The sequence below is a fragment of the Nocardioides marmoriginsengisoli genome (genome assembly GCF_003725695.1).
Taxonomy (GTDB): Bacteria; Actinomycetota; Actinomycetes; order Propionibacteriales; family Nocardioidaceae; genus Marmoricola; species Marmoricola marmoriginsengisoli.
On the sequence record NZ_RJSE01000002.1, the window covers coordinates 106,600 to 121,544 of the forward strand.

The window sequence follows — 14,945 nt, forward strand, 5'->3', positions numbered from 1 at the left end:
CGGCTCAGACGAAGAACCCGATCAGCGCCGCGATCCCCACCACCACGATGAACCCGCGCAGCACCTGGGGCGGCAGCTTCCGTCCGACGCTCGCGCCGACCTGACCGCCCACGATCGCGCCGGCCGCGATCAGGCCGACGATCTTCCAGTCCACGTCCGCGACCACGATGAAGATCACCGCGGCGACCCCGTTCACCAGTGCCGCCAGGATGTTCTTGGTCGCGTTGTGCCGTTGCAGGGTGTCGTCCACCCCGATCCCCAGGATGGCGAGCAGCAGCACCCCCTGGGCTGCCCCGAAGTACCCGCCGTACACGCCGGTCCCGGCCACGGCCGGCCAGACCCAGCCGGCGCCGTGCTCGGGCAGCCCGCCGCGCTCGGCCGCGCGCGCCGCGACCCGCGCCGAGATCCGCGGACCGAGGATCACCAGCACGACGCCGAGCCCGATCAGGACCGGCACGATCGCGTCGAACGCGGACGACGGCAGCTCCAGCAGGAGCACCGCCCCGATGATCCCGCCGAGCAGTGACGCACAGCCGAGCTTGAGCAGCCGGCCGCGCTGCCCGGCCAGCTCAGCCCGGTAGCCCCACGCGCCGGAGAGCGATCCAGGCACCAGCCCGATCGTGTTCGAGACGTTCGCGGTCACCGGCGGCACGCCGAACGCCAGCAGGGTCGGGAACGTGATCAACGTTCCCGACCCCACCACCGTGTTGATGGTCCCGGCCGCGACCCCCGCGAGCAGGATCGTGACGCATTCGAACCAGGTCACTGCTGCGGAGGCTGCTGCCCTGCGTCAGGCGCTGCCGGCGGGTCCACGGGCGGCTCGACCGGCGGCGGTACGTCGCTGGCGACCTGCTGGGCCTCCCGCAGCGCCGCCTCGACGCTCTCGTGGGCGCCGGCGAGCTCGCCGCTGCCCCTGACCTCGACGGCCTCGGACGCACCCATGTCGACGCGAACCCGCGGCCCGCCCGTCTCGGTCGGGATCCCGGCGACGTCGCCGATGGTCGACCCGAGACCTTCGAGCGCCTTGGTGAACTCGGACGGCACGATCCAGAGCTTGCTGGCCTGGCCCTCCGCGATCTTCGGCATCATCTGCAGGTACTGGTAGGCCAGCAGCGACTGGTCCGGCTGGCCGTCGTGGATCGCCTGGAAGACGGTCAGGATGGCCTGCCCCTCGCCCTGCGCCTTGAGGATCGCGGCCTCGCGCTCACCCTGAGCATTCAGGATCAGCGACTCGCGGTAACCCTCGGCGTTGAGGATCGCCGCCTGCTTGTTTCCCTCGGCGGTCAGGATCGACGACTGGCGCTGACCCTCGGCCGTGAGGATGACCGCGCGCTTGTCACGGTCGGCCCGCATCTGCTTCTCCATCGAGTCCTTGATGGACGGCGGCGGGTCGATCCCCTTGATCTCCACCCGGCCGACCCGGACACCCCAGCGCCCGGTCGCCTCGTCGAGGACCCCGGACAGCCCGCGGTTGATGTCCTCACGGGAGGTCAGCGTCTGCTCGAGCGTCATGCCACCGACGATGTTGCGGAGCGTGGTCATGGTGAGCTGCTCGATCGCCGAGATGTAGTTCGCGATCTCGTACGTCGCCGCGACCGGGTCGGTGACCTGGAAGTAGATGACGGTGTCGATCGAGACCACCAGGTTGTCCTCGGTGATCACCGGCTGCGGCGGGAACGAGACCACCTGCTCGCGCATGTCGATCACGTAGCGGACCCGGTCCACGAACGGGGTCACCATGTTGAGGCCCGGGGACAGCGTCGCGCGGTACTTGCCGAACCGCTCGACGATGCCGGCCCGCGCCTGCGGGATGATCCGGATGGTCTTGGCGAGCACGATGATCGCGAAGAGCGCCAGGACCAGGAACAGGACAAGAAGGAACATCGGTGTCTCGATTCTCTCGTCGGGTGATCAGGCTGGGGTCTGCAGGCGTACGACGTACGCGGTCGCGCCCCTGATCGAGACGACGTCGACCTGCGCGCCCGCCTCGATCTGGTCGTCCTCGTCGAACGGCTGCGCGGTCCAGACGTCGCCGCCGATCTTGACCCGGCCGGGCGCCGCGTGGCTGAGCGGCTCGAGCACCAGGGCGCGCTTGCCGATCAGTGCCTCGGCGCCGATCGCCAGCGTCGGACCGGCGTGCAGCTTGTGCACCATCGCCGGGCGGAGCAGCACCAGCAGGCCGAGTGACACGCCGATCCCGACCAGCATCGCCACGACGAACGGGCCGCCCAGCAGCGCGACGCCCATGGCACTCAGCGCACCGCCGGCGAGCATGATCAGGACCAGGTCCATGCTGAGCAGCTCAAGACTGCCGAGCACGATCGCGGCGATCAGCCAGCTCTCCCACGCGTGGTCGCGAATCCAGTCCATGGCGAAACCCTAGACCAGGTGCCGTCGGGTACGTCGTCGCGCGGCGTACCGGCCGTCCTCGACACTGAGCTGGAGCGACATCCCGAAGGTGGTCGACAGGTTGGCCTCGGTCATCACCTCGGCGAGCGGTCCGGCCGCCACGACCTTGGCGTCCCGGAGCATCAGCACGTGGGTGAAGCCCGGCGGGATCTCCTCGACGTGGTGCGAGACGAGGACGATCGCCGGCGACAGCGAGTCGGTGGCGAGCACGGACATGGTCGAGACCAGGTCCTCGCGGCCGCCCAGGTCCAGACCGGCGGCCGGCTCGTCGAGGATCAGCAGCTCGGGGTCGGTCATCAGGGCCCGGGCGATCTGGACCCGCTTGCGCTCGCCCTCGCTCAGGGTGCCGAAGGTCCGGTCCAGCAGCTTGCCGGCTCCCACCTCCAGGAGCAGCGCCCGCGCCCGGTCGTGGTCCAGGTCGTCGTACTGCTCGCGCCACCGGCCGACCACCCCGTACGACGCGGAGACGACCACGTCCCGGGAGATCTCGTCGCGCGGGATCCGCTCGGCGATGGCGGCGCTGGTGTAGCCGATCCGGGGGCGCAGCTCGAACACGTCGACGGCACCCAGGACCTCACCGAGGATCCCGGCCACCCCGGAGGTCGGGTGGATCTGGGCCGAGCAGAGCTGCACCAAGGTGGTCTTGCCGGCGCCGTTGGCACCGAGGACGATCCAGCGGTCGCCCTCGTTCACGGTCCAATTGATCGCATCGAGCAGCGTCGCCTGACCCCGGCGGACGGTCACGTCGGCCAGTTCGAGAACGGTGTTCATCAATCCCTCAGTGCAAGCGGTCGCGGGCTCCCCGATTCGGGACCAAACCTAGCGTGACTACCCTCATCGCGTGTACCTCGCTCCGCTCGGCAGCGCGATCTCGCCCACTCGGCCTCGAGCAAGCTCGGGCGCTCGATAGCCTCGACGCGTGTACCTCGCTCCGCTCGGCAGCGCGATCTCGCCCACTCGGCCTCGAGCGAGCTCGGGCGCTCGATAGCCTCGACGCGTGACCCTCCCCCGCAGCGCGTTGCTCAGCCTCTGGCTGAACGCCTGCCTGGACGGCACGGTCGGCGTGGACGACTTCGCCGTCGAGGTTCGGGCCGAGGACCCCCAGCACCTGGTGCTCGGCTGGCCGGGCACCGACGGACCGGTGCGGCTCGAACAGCTGCCGAGCCTCGTCACTGGCCTGGGCACCAGTGCCCGGCTCGCGCTACCCACCGCCGGCGATCCGCTCGGACTCGGCGGCCCGCCTCCCTTCAACGCCGAGGCGGTCGAGGCCGGCGAGGCGGTGCTGATCGGCTCGCAGGGCCTGATCCCCGTCCTCGACGCCCGGACCGTCCTGTGGCGGAGCACGCCCGCGACGCCGGCGCCGCTCCTCGATCCGGCCGAGGAGGGTCGTCAGCTCCGCCAGGTGCTGCTGCACGCCACCAACGAGCTGGTCCGCCTCGACGTGGCCAGCTGGAGCCCGGAGATCCCGGACCTGCTGATGAACCTCCGGCACCGTCCGGGCCTCGCCGTACCGGGACGCACGCCTCCGCAGGCGATTGAGACCCTGGAACGGGCCACGCTCTGCCTGGAGATCGTCGAGCTGGCCCGCACCGACGACGGCGGCGCGATCTCGGCACACGAGGTCGGTGCCCGGGCGCGCTGTCTCACGGATCTCGACGTTGCCGCCCGGCGCGCCATCGTGGCCGTCTGCTCCGCTAGCCTGCTTGCGTCATGAGCCAGAGCCCCGGAGCCGACGAGCGGCCGAAAACCCTGTTGATCACCCTCACCGGCAAGGACCGTCCGGGTGTCACCTCGGCAGTCTTCTCCACCCTGGCCCGGTTCGGCGTCGAGGTCATCGACATCGAGCAGATCGTCCTCCGCCGGCGACTGGTGCTCGGACTGCTGGTGAGCACCCCGCACGAGTGGAAGCCGCTGCGCGACGCCATCGAGAAGGTGGCCGACGACCTCGGCATGAACGTCGAGGTCGAACGCGGCGCGGGCGACAACAAGCCCCGACCGGTCGGGCGCAGCCACGTCACCGTCCTCGGCACCCCGCTGCGCTCGGCGGCAGTCGCCGCGATCGCCGGCCGGATCGCCGACATCGGCGCGAACATCGACCGGATCGAGCGGATGGCGCGCTACCCGGTCACGGCGATCAACCTGCACGTCTCGGGCGCCGCGCCGGAGAAGCTCCGGGCGATCCTGGCCGAGGAGGCCTCGCACCAGAACGTCGATGTCGCGGTGCAGTCGGCGGACCTGCTGCGGCGCGGCATGCGGCTGATCGTGATGGATGTCGACTCCACCCTGATCCAGGGCGAGGTCATCGAGATGCTGGCCGCGCACGCCGGCTGCGAGCCCGAGGTCGCCCGGGTCACCGAGGCCGCCATGCGCGGCGACCTTGACTTCACCGAGAGTCTGACCGCCCGAGTCGCCCTCCTCGAGGGCCTGGACGCCGGCGCCCTGGACCTCGTGTACGACGCCCTCGTGCTCGCCCCGGGTGCCCGGACCACGATCCGCACCCTGAAGCGGCTCGGCTACCGGTTCGCGATCGTCTCCGGCGGGTTCTCCCAGATCACCGACCGGCTCGCCGCCGACCTCGGCATCGACTACGCCGCCGCCAACGAGCTCGAGATCGTCGACGGCAAGCTCACCGGCAAGGTGATCGGCGAGGTCGTCGACCGGGCCGGCAAGGCGAAGGCGCTGCGCCGGTTCGCGGCCGCGTCAGGCATCACCGAGGGCGCCACGATCGCGATCGGGGACGGCGCCAACGACCTCGACATGCTCAGCGCCGCGGGGCTCGGCATCGCGTTCAACGCCAAGCCGCTCGTGCAGAAGGCCGCCCACACCTCGGTGAACGTGCCCTACCTGGACACCGTGATGTACCTGCTCGGGATCAGCCGGGAGGAGATCGAGGCGGCCGACGCGGCAGCCGGGATCGTGACCCCGGCTCCCCCGCTGGTCTAGCGCTTCGAGCCCTTGAGGCTGCCGGTGGTGTTCGCAGGGCTCGTCAGGAAGCACGCGACCCCGTCGTCGACGGTCAGGGAGCCCTTCATCGGGCGCAGGTAGAAGACCTCGATCTTGGACCTGGAGTAGTCCTTCCCGACGAACGCCGCGAAGTGACTGACGCACCCCTCCTCGGCAAGCCGGTCGATCGTGTCCTGGTCGGCGTCCTTGTCGGTGTCGAGATCGAAGGTGGCGTAGACCTCGCCCACGTGCGGCTTGGCGCACTGCACGATGTCCACCGTGCTGACCGCCGTCGTGTCGGGGATCTTGGTCACGCAGTCACCGACCCGCATCTTGGTCACGCTGATCTCGCCCGTACCTGCTTCGCGAGCATTGCCCTGCTTCACCTCGTCGCGGACCGCGATCACGACCAAGACCGTGATCAGGACCAGCCACAGGATGCTGATGATCAGGGCGGCCACGGCCATGCCGCGCCCGCGCGCCTCACCCTTGCGGACCCGGGAGAGGACGATGCACGCCAGGATCAGGGCGACGACGGCAGTGATGCCGAGCGGGACGAACGAGAGGACCAGCGCCACGATCGCCATCGTGTTGCTCGGCGGCGGGCCGTTCCATCCCGGGCCCTGAGGCCTGAACGCCGGGTACGCCGGCGGTCCCGAGGGCGGCGGGTAGACCGGCTGACCCGAGGGCGGCGGCAGGACGGGAGGCTGTTCCGACATGGCCCTGAGGATAGGGGTGGTCAGGCCCGCCCGACGTGGAAGTCGGTGATCCGAGCGGTTCCGAGCTCCAGATCGGCCCACGGGCCCGGTACGTCGAGCACGGTCAGCGCCGAGGTCGGGTAGCCGGCGCTCAGCCGGGCGAACACCTCGGGGTCGGCGGCGCCGTCGTCGAGCAGGTGCACCAGGTAGGCCATCGTCGGGTTGTGGCCCACCAGGAGCACCGACCCGGCGTGCTCCGGCACGGTCCGCAGGATCTCCAGCGCGGCGTCGGGCCCGGCGGCGTACAGCGAGCGGTCGACGACGACATCCGGATCGATCCCCGCGGCGGCGGAGAACGACTCCCAGGTGCCGAGCGTCCGCGCCGCCGAGGACACCACCACGTAGTCGGGCAGGCGGCCCTGCTCGGCGGCCCAGGTCCCGAGGGCCGCCGCATCGCCCACCCCGCGCGGGCTCAGCACCCGCTCGTGGTCGCTCGCCGCGACCTGCTCGGCCTTGGCGTGCCGCAGGACCAGGAGTTGACGAGCGCTCATGCCTCGATCTTCTCAGCATCGGGGTCGTCCACGTCGGGTCGGAGCCCGATCCAGGAGACGATCCCGCCCGCGGCGAGGAGGCCGGCGCAGAGGAGCTGCCCGTTGCGGAAGCCGTCGGTCAGCGCGACCGGGTCCTGGTAGTCGGCCCCGCTGAGTCCGACCAGCGCCGGGAACGCCGCGACCGCGAGCAGGGAGCCGGCCCGCGCGACCGCGTTGTTGATCCCGCTGGCGACCCCCGCGTGCCGATCGGGCGCGGCGGCCAGCACCGCGGTCGTCAGCGGCGAGACCAGCATCGTCAGGCCGATCGCGAAGAGCAGCATCCCCGGGAAGACGTGCACCACGTACGACGCGTCGGCGTCGATGAACGCGAGCAGCACCACCCCCACCGCGCACACCAGCGGCCCGAACGTCATCGGGAACCGCGGGCCGGTCCGGGCGGCCATCACCGCGGCGCGCGAGGAGAACAGCAGCATCACCACGGTCAGCGGCAGCGTCGAGACCCCTGCCTCCAGGGGCGTGTACCCGGAGGTGACCTGGAGCTGGAGGACCAGGAGGAAGAGCACCGCACCCAGGGCGCCGTACACGAGGAAGGTCATCAGGTTCGCGGCGGTGAACACCCGCGAGGCGAACAGCTCCACCGGCGCCATCGCACCCGGTCGGCGCTCCAGCAGCACGAAGGCGACGCAGGCCCCGAGGACGACGACCACCCCCGCCAGCGCGATGCCGGAGGAGATGTCGCGCCAGGAGGTGAGCAGGTAGGTCAGCAGTCCCAGGGCGAACGTCCCCACCAGGGCACCCGGTACGTCGAACGGCGCGGTCTCCTCCTCGTCCCGGGACTCCGGCACGTAGCGGCTCAGCCAGAGCACCGCGAGGCAGAGCGGCACGTTGATCGCGAAGATCCACCGCCAGCCGGCGTGCTCGACCAGGAACCCGCCGAGGAACGGACCGATCGCCGTCGCCACCCCGGAGATGCCCGCCCAGGAGCCGATCGCCGCCGGCCGGTCCTCCGGGCGGAAGCTGGCCTGGATCAGCGCCAGCGATCCTGGGGTGAGCAAGGCAGCAGCGACGCCCTGCAGCACCCGGAAGGCGATCAGCTGCTCGGCGTTCTGGGCGAACGCGCAGAGCACGCTGGCGACCCCGAACGCGCCGACCCCGACGACGTACATCAGCCGCCGGCCGTGCCGGTCCCCCAGCGAGCTGCCGACCAGGATCAGCGCCGCCATGCTGAGCAGGTAGCCGTTGAGGACCCACTGCACCGAGGCCAGCCCGGCGTCCAGGTCCTCACCGATGGTGCGGGCGGCGATGTTGACGACGGTGCCGTCCAGCATCGCGATCCCGGATCCGAGGATCACGGTCGCGAGCGTCAGCCGGCCCCGGCTGGACCGCAGCTCCAGCAGCTCAGCGATGGCCGACCTCCGACGTCACCCGCCTAGGCTCCCATGGCGTGGTAGCCGCCGTCGACATGCACGATCTCACCGGTGGTGGCGGGGAAGAAGTCCGAAAGCAGCGCGACCACGGCCTTCGCGGTCGGCTCCAGGTCGACGTTGTCCCAGCCGAGCGGGGCCTTGGTGGCCCACCCGGCCTCGATGTCCTCGAACCCGGGGATCGCCTTCGCCGCAAGCGTCTTCAGCGGACCGGCGCTGACCAGGTTCACCCGGATCCCGTGCGGGCCGAGGTCGCGGGCCAGGTAGCGCGAGCACGACTCCAGGCCCGCCTTCGCCACGCCCATCCAGTCGTACGCCGGCCAGGCGACGGTGGCGTCGAAGGTCAGCCCGACGACCGAGCCGCCGGAGGTCATCAGCGGCTGGCACGCCTGCGTCAGCGACGCCAGCGAGAAGGCCGACACCTGCACCGCCTGGGCGACGTCCGCCCAGGGAGCGCCGAGGAACTTGCCGCCGAGCATCGTCTCCGGGTTGCCGTAGGCGATCGAGTGCACGACGCCGTCCAGGCCGTCCACGTGCTCGCGGACCAGCTCCGGCAGCCGCTCCAGGTGCTCGGGGTCGGTGACGTCGAGCTCCAGGACCGGTGCCTCAGCAGGGAGCCGGCCGGCGATCCGGCGGGTGATGCCGAGCGCCCGCCCGAAGTTGGAGATCAGCACCGTGGCGCCCTGCTCCTGGGCGATCTTGGCGACTGCGAAGCCGATCGAGGTGTCCATCGTGACCCCGGCCACGAGAATGCGCTTGCCGTCCAGAACGCCCATCAGTGCCCCATTCCTAGTCCGCCGTCGACCGGGATAACCGCCCCGGTGACGTAGCCGGTGTTGTCCGCGGCGAGCCAGGTGACTGCGCTCGCGATCTCCTCGGTGGATCCCATCCGACCCAGCGGGATCTGGTCCTTGTACGCCGCCTGCTGCTCCTCGGGGAGGACGGCGGTCATGTCGGTCTCGATGAAGCCGGGTGCGACCACGTTGGCCGTGATCGACCTGCTGCCGAGCTCGCGGGCCAGCGACCGCGCCATCCCGACCAGCCCGGCCTTGGACGCCGCGTAGTTCACCTGCCCGGGCGAGCCGAGCAGCCCGACCACCGAGGAGATGAAGATGATCCGTCCGCGGCGCAGCCGCAGCATCCCCTTGGCGGCCCGCTTGGCCACCCGGAAGGAGCCGCTGAGGTTGGTGTCGATCACCGAAGCCCAGTCGTCCTCGGTCATCCGCAGCACCAGCGTGTCCCGGGTGATCCCGGCGTTGGCCACCAGGATCTCGACCGGGCCCTGGTGCGCCTCGACCGCCGCGAAGGCCGCTTCCACCGACTCCGGGTCGGTGACCTCGCAGGGCACCGCGAAGGCCCCTTCCGGGGCGTCGCCGGACCGGCTGGTGACGGCGACCGCGTCACCCTGCGCCAGGAACGCTTCGGCGATCGCGCGGCCGATCCCGCGGTTGCCGCCGGTGACGAGAACAGATCTGCTCATGCTCCGACCGTAGCCCGGCACTGTGGACTACTTCCAAACCGGATTCGATGCGCGAGCGCAACGCACAAGCAATCAGCAAGTGCGTTGTGGATTACCTACAAAGCAGCTCAGTCATCCTCAAGACGGAAGCCGACCTTGATGGACACCTGGAAGTGCTCCACGGACCCGTCCTTGACCTGTCCGCGCACCTGGCCGACCTCGAACCAGTCGACGTGGCGCAGCGTCTTCGCGGCCCGCTCGATCCCGTTCCGGATCGCTTGGTCGATGCCTTCGGGAGAGGTGCCGACGATCTCGGTCACGCGGTAGGTGCGATTCGACATGAGGCAAGGATGCCACGTCATCGGCACGGACGTACGATCGACTCCATGGGACCGAAGAAGCGCGGGGATGATGCGGACGTCGTCCGGATCACCGCCGCGCCGCACAACCCCGGTCAGGACATCGACCACCGGCAGCGCCGCTACCTGATCTCGATGGCCATCCGGACGCTCTGCTTCATCGGCGCCGTGCTGGCCTACAAGATCCCGTGGCTCTGCGGCCTGCTGATCGTCGCGTCCTTCATCCTGCCGTTCTTCGCCGTGGTCGTCGCCAACCTCGCCACTCCTCGGGTCGCCGGTCACCTCGACGGACCCGGCGTCGGCACCGGACCCGACGTCGGAGAATTGTCCGGGCCCGACCACGACATCCGCTAAAACCCCGACGGCACCCGAACCCACCGTGGGACGATCTGCGCAAGCTGGCGCCCGTCCCCCGGGCCCCGGCCCAGGTGCCGGACGAGATACCCCCAGATCGTCCGGCACCGCCTTTTCCCAAGGAGCACACACGAATGACGCACGGCGAGACGCCGGTCTGCTCGGCCAAGGGCTGCCAGGCGGCAGCAACCTGGGACCTGCAGTGGAACAACCCCAAGCTGCACACCCCGGAGCGTCGCAAGATCTGGCTCGCCTGCGAGGAGCACCGGCAGTCCCTCAGCGACTTCCTCGGTGCCCGCGGCTTCCTGCGCGACGTGGTCGCGCACGAGGACTAGGGCGCTAGCCGCCGATCGCCGACATCGGCCGGGTGGGCTGCAGGAAGGTCGGGTCGTCGATCCCGTGCCCGGCTCGCTTGGCCGCCATCGCGGCCACCCACAGGTCGGCGAGCTCGTCGTCGCCGGCGCCGGCCCGCAACGGCGTCCGCAGGTCCGACTCCTCACGGGCGAACAGGCAGTTCACGACCTGACCGTCCGCGGTCAGCCGGACCCGGTCGCAGTCACCGCAGAAGGGCCGCGTCACCGAGGCGATCACACCCACGGTCATCGGCCCGCCGTCGACCACGAACTCCTCGGCCGGCGCGCTGCCCCGGCTCTCCGAGGTCGGCTTCAAGACGAACGCTGACTCCAGGGACAGCAGGATCTCCTCGGCAGTGACCATCTCGCTGCGCTGCCAGGCGTGCTGGGCGTCGAGAGGCATCTGCTCGATGAACCTCAGGTGCAGCCCGCGGTCGAGGCACCAGCGCAGGAGCTCGACCGCCTGGTCGTCGTTCACCCCGCGGACCAGCACGGCGTTCACCTTGACCGGCGCCAGGCCCGCCGCGACCGCGGCTTCCAGGCCGGCGATCACGTCGGGCAACCGGTCCCGCCGGGTCAGCGTCGCGAAGTCCGCGGCCCGGACGCTGTCCAGGCTGACGTTGATCCGGTCCAGCCCGGCAGCCGCCAGGGCCTCGGCGGTCCGGGCCAGGCCGAGTGCGTTGGTCGTGAGCGAGACCTCCGGAGCGGGCACCAGCGCCTTCGTCCGCCGTACGACGTCGACGAGGCCGCGGCGCAGCAGCGGTTCCCCGCCGGTGAACCGGACCTCGCGGATGCCGAGCCGCTCGACACCGATCCCGATCAGCCGGACCACCTCGTCGTCGGTGAGCGCCTCCTCGTGCGGGAGCCAGTTCAGGCCCTCGGCCGGCATGCAGTAGCTGCACCGGAGATTGCACCGATCGGTCAGGGAGACCCGGAGATCGGTGGCGATCCGACCGTGCCGGTCGGCAAGCGGTTGCAGCGTCACGACCCGAGTCTACGGCGCGCGGGGTGCGCGGCTACGCTCGCCCGAGTGAGGTTCCTGTTCACCCGTCGTTGGGTCCTGTTCGCGCTGACCGTCGCGGCGCTCGCCTGGCTGGCCACGGTGCTCGGTCAGTGGCAGTTCCACCGACTGGACGACCGGAAGGCGGAGAACAGCCTGGTCGCCCGGAACCTCGACCAAGCGCCGGCGCCGATCGACTCGCTGCTGAAGCCGTCCGAGCCGGCCCCCGGCAAGCACGAGTGGCGCAAGGTCGTCGTGCACGGCACCTGGGACGACGAGAACACGATCGTGCTCAAGTACCAGACCCGCGACGGCGGCCCCGGGGTCGACGTCCTGACGCCGCTGCGCACCGCCGACGGGACCGGCGTCCTGGTCGACCGCGGCTGGATGCAGACCGACAACGTCGGCTCCGAGCGTCCGGAGCTCCCAGCGGCGAGCACCGGCACGGTGACGGTGATCGGGTGGATCCGAGTCGACGCGACCGGCCGAGCCACCGCGGTCAACGACCTGGCTACCCGGGCGGTCTCCAGCAGGGCCGTGGCCAAGATCCTCGACTACCCGCTGTACGGCGGCTTCCTGGACCTGCACACCGAGTCCCCGGAGCCGGCGACGAAGCTCGCCGAGATCGAGCTCCCGGACGACACCAGCAACGGCCCGCACTTCTTCTACGGCCTGCAGTGGTGGTTCTTCGCCGCACTGGCGATCTTCGGCTTCGGCTACCTCGCGTTCGACGAGGCCCGGCAGGCTCGCCGGCAGCGCGAGGCCTCAGAGGGCGCGGAGCATGCCGCCGTCGACGGGGAGCATGACGCCGGTGACGAAGGATGACCGCGGGCTGAGCAGGAAGACCGCCGCCTCCGCGAACTCCGCCGGCCGCCCGTAACGACCGAGCGGGATCGTGGCGATCGCCCGCTCCCGGGCACCGGCGGCGTCGCCCGTGCCGGCGTCCAGCTCGGCGACCCGTTCGGTGCCGATCCGGCCGGGCAGCAACCCGTTGACCCGGATCCCCTGCGGCCCGAGCTCGTCGGCCAGGGTCTTGGCCACCATCGCCAGCCCGGGCCGGAGGCCGTTCGAGACGGCCAGGTTCGCCAGCGGCGCCCGGACCGAGCTGGACAGCACGAACGCGATCGAACCACCGTCGCCGAGCGCACCGGCGACGACCCGGGCCGTGCGGACCGCGCCCACGAAGACGGACTCGAACGCGGCCGTCCAGATTTCGTCGGGCGTCGCCATCACGGTCCCGGTCGGCGGGCCGCCGACCGAGATCAGCGCACCGTCCAACGAGCCGAACTCGGCCAGCGCCAGCTCGACGACCTCCGCGGCGGAGGACGGCGAGCCGAGGTCCGCCACCACCCCGCGGGCGCGGGGCCCGAGTGCGGCGACGGCCCTGTCCACGTTCTCCGCGGACCGTCCGGACACCACCACGTGGGCGCCACCCGCGACCAGCAGCTCCGCCGAGGCGAAGCCGAGTCCGCGGGTGCCGCCGGTCACCACGTAGGTGCGGCCGTCGACGCCGCTCACAGCGCCGCCTCGGTCAGCGCGAACTGGGTGGCGAAGAGGTTCGCGTACGTGCCACCCGCGGCCAGCAGCTCGTCGTGGGTGCCGCGCTGGACGATGCCGCCGTCCTCCACGACCAGGATCTGGTCGGCGTTGAGGACGGTCGAGAGCCGGTGCGCGATCACCAGCGAGGTGCGGCCCTCGAGCGCCTTGTCGAGAGCGGCCTGGACGGCGTGCTCCGACTCCGAGTCCAGGTGGGCGGTGGCCTCGTCGAGGACCACGATCGACGGCGCCTTGAGCAGCAGCCGAGCGATCGCCAGCCGCTGCCGTTCGCCACCGGAGAGGCGGTAGCCGCGATCGCCGACGACGGTCTCCAGCTGGTCGGGCATCGCCCGCACCAGCGGCTCGATCTGCGCGGCGGCCAGCGCTGCCCAGATCTCCTCGTCGGTGACGCCGGGCCGGGCGTAGGCCAGGTTCTCCCGGATGGTGTCGTGGAACATGTGCGCGTCCTGGGTGACGTAGCCGACCGCGTCCTCCAGCGACTGCAGGGTCAGGTCTCGGACGTCGTGGCCGCCGACCCGGACCGCGCCGCCGGTGACGTCGTACAGGCGGGCCACCAAGTGGGTGATGGTGGTCTTGCCCGCACCGGACGGGCCGACCAGGGCGACCATCTGGCCGCGCTCCGCGGTGAACGAGACGTCGTGCAGCACCTGGACGTTGTCGCGGCTCTCGATCCGGGCGACGGACTCCAGGCTGGCCAGCGAGACCTCGTCGGCCTTCGGGTAGGTGAACTGCACCTGGTCGAACTCCAGCGAGCCGGCCGTGTGCGGCAGGATCAGCGCGTTCGGCTTCTCCTGCACCGTCGAGGGCAGGTCGAGGACCTCGAAGACCCGGTCAAAGCTGACCAGCGCAGTCATCACGTCCACCCGGACGTTCGAGAGCCCCTGGAGCGGGCCGAGCAGGCGCAGCAGCAGGGTCGCCAGCGCGGTCAGGGTGCCGATGGTGAGCGTCGAGTCGATCACCAGGTGACCGCCGATCCCCCACACCAGCGCCGTGGCCAGTGCCGGGATCAGCATCATGATCGCCGCGAAGACCCGGGTGACCAGCGAGATCCGAACGCCGAGGTCGCGGACGACACCGGCCTTGTCGGCGTACTTGGCGTCCTCGTCAGCGCGCCGGCCGAAGAGCTTGAGCAGCAGCGCCCCACCGACGTTGAACCGCTCGGTCATCAGGTTGCCGAGCTCGGCGTTGCCGTTCATCTGCTGCCGGGTCAGCCCGCTGAGCTGCCGGCCGACCCACCGCGAGGCCAGCAGCAGGATCGGGAAGAGCGCCAGGCAAGCCAGGGTGATCTGCCAGGAGAGCGCGATCATCGCGACCCCGACCACGAGCACCGAGATCGTGTTCGCGACCGTCGAGGAGAGGGTGGTCGTGAACGCCCGCTGGGCGCCGATCACGTCGTTGTTGAGCCGGGAGACCAACGCGCCGGTCTGGGTCCGGGTGAAGAACGCCAGCGACATCCGCTGCACGTGCGCGAAGACCTGGGTGCGGAGGTCGAAGATCAGGTTCTCCCCGATCCTGGACGACAGGTAGCCGCTCGCGACGCCGAGCAGCGCGTCGAACAGCGCCACCGCGACCATGGCGAACGCCACCCAGGTGACCACTGACCCGTTCCCGGCGACGATGCCGTCGTCGAGCAGGTACTTCACCAGCAGCGGCGTGACGACGACCAGGGCCGCGTCGAGCACCACGAAGAAGACGAACCCGGCGATCAGCCGCTTGTGCGGACCCGCGAACCCGGCGACCCGGCGCAGCGTACGGCGGGTCAGCTTCTGGTCGACGACGGACGGGTCGGCACGCATGGCGCGCATCGCCGCCATCATCGGGCTCATCTGGCTCAAGGG

The 14,945-nt window shown here is 70.8% G+C and carries 18 protein-coding genes; 5 read left to right on the forward strand and 13 right to left on the reverse strand.

Annotated elements, in window-relative coordinates:
- Positions 1-4: 4 nt before the first annotated feature.
- The 4 genes from EFK50_RS01790 to EFK50_RS01805 are packed head-to-tail and all read right to left on the reverse strand — an operon-like array spanning position 5 to position 3,180.
- Positions 5-766: a sulfite exporter TauE/SafE family protein gene (locus EFK50_RS01790; RefSeq protein WP_123225840.1), complete on the reverse strand. Its 762-nt coding sequence runs from the start codon at positions 764-766 to the stop codon at positions 5-7.
- On the reverse strand, positions 763-1,884 hold the full coding sequence (locus EFK50_RS01795; protein ID WP_123225841.1) for an SPFH domain-containing protein: 1,122 nt from the start codon (positions 1,882-1,884) through the stop codon (positions 763-765). The genes EFK50_RS01790 and EFK50_RS01795 overlap by 4 nt, the downstream gene beginning before the upstream one ends.
- A 27-nt stretch (positions 1,885-1,911) precedes the next feature.
- Positions 1,912-2,370 carry an NfeD family protein gene (locus EFK50_RS01800; protein WP_123225842.1) on the reverse strand — a complete coding sequence of 153 codons (459 nt, stop codon included), beginning with the start codon at positions 2,368-2,370 and terminating at the stop codon, positions 1,912-1,914.
- Positions 2,371-2,379: 9 nt separating this feature from the next.
- On the reverse strand, positions 2,380-3,180 hold the full coding sequence (locus EFK50_RS01805) for an ABC transporter ATP-binding protein (protein ID WP_123225843.1): 801 nt from the start codon (positions 3,178-3,180) through the stop codon (positions 2,380-2,382).
- Positions 3,181-3,406: 226 nt separating this feature from the next.
- On the opposite strand from EFK50_RS01805, the gene EFK50_RS01810 reads away from it, so the two are divergent.
- Together EFK50_RS01810 and serB are read left to right on the forward strand one after the other, a co-directional pair.
- Complete coding sequence (locus EFK50_RS01810; RefSeq protein WP_123225844.1) at positions 3,407-4,123, forward strand: hypothetical protein; 717 nt, start codon at positions 3,407-3,409, stop codon at positions 4,121-4,123.
- Positions 4,120-5,352 carry a phosphoserine phosphatase SerB gene (gene serB / locus EFK50_RS01815; protein WP_123225845.1) on the forward strand — a complete coding sequence of 411 codons (1,233 nt, stop codon included), beginning with the start codon at positions 4,120-4,122 and terminating at the stop codon, positions 5,350-5,352. Before EFK50_RS01810 ends, serB begins: the two co-directional genes overlap by 4 nt.
- Here serB and EFK50_RS22020 read toward each other — a convergent pair.
- The 6 genes from EFK50_RS22020 to EFK50_RS01840 all read right to left on the reverse strand — a co-directional run bounded on the left by EFK50_RS22020 (position 5,349) and on the right by EFK50_RS01840 (position 9,825).
- Positions 5,349-6,071, reverse strand: coding sequence for a DUF4190 domain-containing protein (locus tag EFK50_RS22020; RefSeq protein WP_183407647.1), 723 nt, complete (start codon positions 6,069-6,071; stop codon positions 5,349-5,351). The genes serB and EFK50_RS22020 overlap by 4 nt on opposite strands.
- A gap of 20 nt (positions 6,072-6,091) precedes the next feature.
- On the reverse strand, positions 6,092-6,601 hold the full coding sequence (locus EFK50_RS22025) for a SixA phosphatase family protein (RefSeq protein ID WP_183407648.1): 510 nt from the start codon (positions 6,599-6,601) through the stop codon (positions 6,092-6,094).
- Positions 6,598-7,953, reverse strand: a complete 1,356-nt coding sequence (locus EFK50_RS01825; protein WP_221177238.1) for an MFS transporter — start codon at positions 7,951-7,953, stop codon at positions 6,598-6,600. Before EFK50_RS01825 ends, EFK50_RS22025 begins: the two co-directional genes overlap by 4 nt.
- A 77-nt stretch (positions 7,954-8,030) precedes the next feature.
- Positions 8,031-8,801: an enoyl-ACP reductase FabI gene (fabI, locus tag EFK50_RS01830; RefSeq protein WP_183407649.1), complete on the reverse strand. Its 771-nt coding sequence runs from the start codon at positions 8,799-8,801 to the stop codon at positions 8,031-8,033.
- Complete coding sequence (gene fabG / locus EFK50_RS01835) at positions 8,801-9,505, reverse strand: 3-oxoacyl-[acyl-carrier-protein] reductase (RefSeq protein WP_123225848.1); 705 nt, start codon at positions 9,503-9,505, stop codon at positions 8,801-8,803. Before fabG ends, fabI begins: the two co-directional genes overlap by 1 nt.
- A 107-nt stretch (positions 9,506-9,612) precedes the next feature.
- Positions 9,613-9,825, reverse strand: a complete 213-nt coding sequence (locus tag EFK50_RS01840) for a dodecin (protein WP_123225849.1) — start codon at positions 9,823-9,825, stop codon at positions 9,613-9,615.
- 45 nt (positions 9,826-9,870) lie between these two features.
- Here EFK50_RS01840 and EFK50_RS01845 point away from each other — a divergent pair, with 45 nt between their 5' ends.
- Together EFK50_RS01845 and EFK50_RS01850 are read left to right on the forward strand one after the other, a co-directional pair.
- Positions 9,871-10,197, forward strand: a complete 327-nt coding sequence (locus tag EFK50_RS01845; RefSeq protein ID WP_123225850.1) for a DUF3099 domain-containing protein — start codon at positions 9,871-9,873, stop codon at positions 10,195-10,197.
- 134 nt (positions 10,198-10,331) lie between these two features.
- Positions 10,332-10,532 carry an acetone carboxylase gene (locus EFK50_RS01850; RefSeq protein ID WP_123225851.1) on the forward strand — a complete coding sequence of 67 codons (201 nt, stop codon included), beginning with the start codon at positions 10,332-10,334 and terminating at the stop codon, positions 10,530-10,532.
- 4 nt (positions 10,533-10,536) lie between these two features.
- Here EFK50_RS01850 and moaA read toward each other — a convergent pair whose 3' ends face one another.
- Positions 10,537-11,535: a GTP 3',8-cyclase MoaA gene (gene moaA / locus EFK50_RS01855; RefSeq protein ID WP_221177239.1), complete on the reverse strand. Its 999-nt coding sequence runs from the start codon at positions 11,533-11,535 to the stop codon at positions 10,537-10,539.
- 45 nt (positions 11,536-11,580) lie between these two features.
- Here moaA and EFK50_RS01860 point away from each other — a divergent pair, with 45 nt between their 5' ends.
- Positions 11,581-12,375, forward strand: a complete 795-nt coding sequence (locus tag EFK50_RS01860; protein ID WP_183407650.1) for an SURF1 family cytochrome oxidase biogenesis protein — start codon at positions 11,581-11,583, stop codon at positions 12,373-12,375.
- Here the strand turns inward: EFK50_RS01860 and EFK50_RS01865 are convergent.
- Both EFK50_RS01865 and EFK50_RS01870 read right to left on the reverse strand, forming a co-directional pair.
- Positions 12,316-13,068, reverse strand: coding sequence for an SDR family oxidoreductase (locus EFK50_RS01865; protein ID WP_123225852.1), 753 nt, complete (start codon positions 13,066-13,068; stop codon positions 12,316-12,318). The two genes, EFK50_RS01860 and EFK50_RS01865, sit on opposite strands and share 60 nt — an antisense overlap.
- The gene (locus EFK50_RS01870; protein ID WP_123225853.1) at positions 13,065-14,933 is read right to left on the reverse strand and encodes an ABC transporter ATP-binding protein; all 1,869 of its coding nucleotides are present in this window, start codon (positions 14,931-14,933) and stop codon (positions 13,065-13,067) included. The genes EFK50_RS01865 and EFK50_RS01870 overlap by 4 nt, the downstream gene beginning before the upstream one ends.
- Positions 14,934-14,945 lie beyond the last annotated feature (12 nt).

Coding starts and splice junctions, on each gene's coding strand:
- serB (WP_123225845.1), top strand. CDS start 4,120: ATGAGCCAGAGCCCCGGAGCCGACGAGCGGCCGAAAACCCTGTTGATC.
- EFK50_RS01800 (WP_123225842.1), bottom strand. CDS start 2,370: ATGGACTGGATTCGCGACCACGCGTGGGAGAGCTGGCTGATCGCCGCG.
- EFK50_RS01850 (WP_123225851.1), top strand. CDS start 10,332: ATGACGCACGGCGAGACGCCGGTCTGCTCGGCCAAGGGCTGCCAGGCG.
- EFK50_RS01805 (WP_123225843.1), bottom strand. CDS start 3,180: ATGAACACCGTTCTCGAACTGGCCGACGTGACCGTCCGCCGGGGTCAG.
- EFK50_RS01795 (WP_123225841.1), bottom strand. CDS start 1,884: ATGTTCCTTCTTGTCCTGTTCCTGGTCCTGGCGCTCTTCGCGATCATC.
- fabI (WP_183407649.1), bottom strand. CDS start 8,801: ATGGGCGTTCTGGACGGCAAGCGCATTCTCGTGGCCGGGGTCACGATG.
- EFK50_RS22025 (WP_183407648.1), bottom strand. CDS start 6,601: ATGAGCGCTCGTCAACTCCTGGTCCTGCGGCACGCCAAGGCCGAGCAG.
- EFK50_RS01845 (WP_123225850.1), top strand. CDS start 9,871: ATGGGACCGAAGAAGCGCGGGGATGATGCGGACGTCGTCCGGATCACC.
- EFK50_RS01840 (WP_123225849.1), bottom strand. CDS start 9,825: ATGTCGAATCGCACCTACCGCGTGACCGAGATCGTCGGCACCTCTCCC.
- EFK50_RS22020 (WP_183407647.1), bottom strand. CDS start 6,071: ATGTCGGAACAGCCTCCCGTCCTGCCGCCGCCCTCGGGTCAGCCGGTC.
- fabG (WP_123225848.1), bottom strand. CDS start 9,505: ATGAGCAGATCTGTTCTCGTCACCGGCGGCAACCGCGGGATCGGCCGC.
- EFK50_RS01870 (WP_123225853.1), bottom strand. CDS start 14,933: ATGAGCCCGATGATGGCGGCGATGCGCGCCATGCGTGCCGACCCGTCC.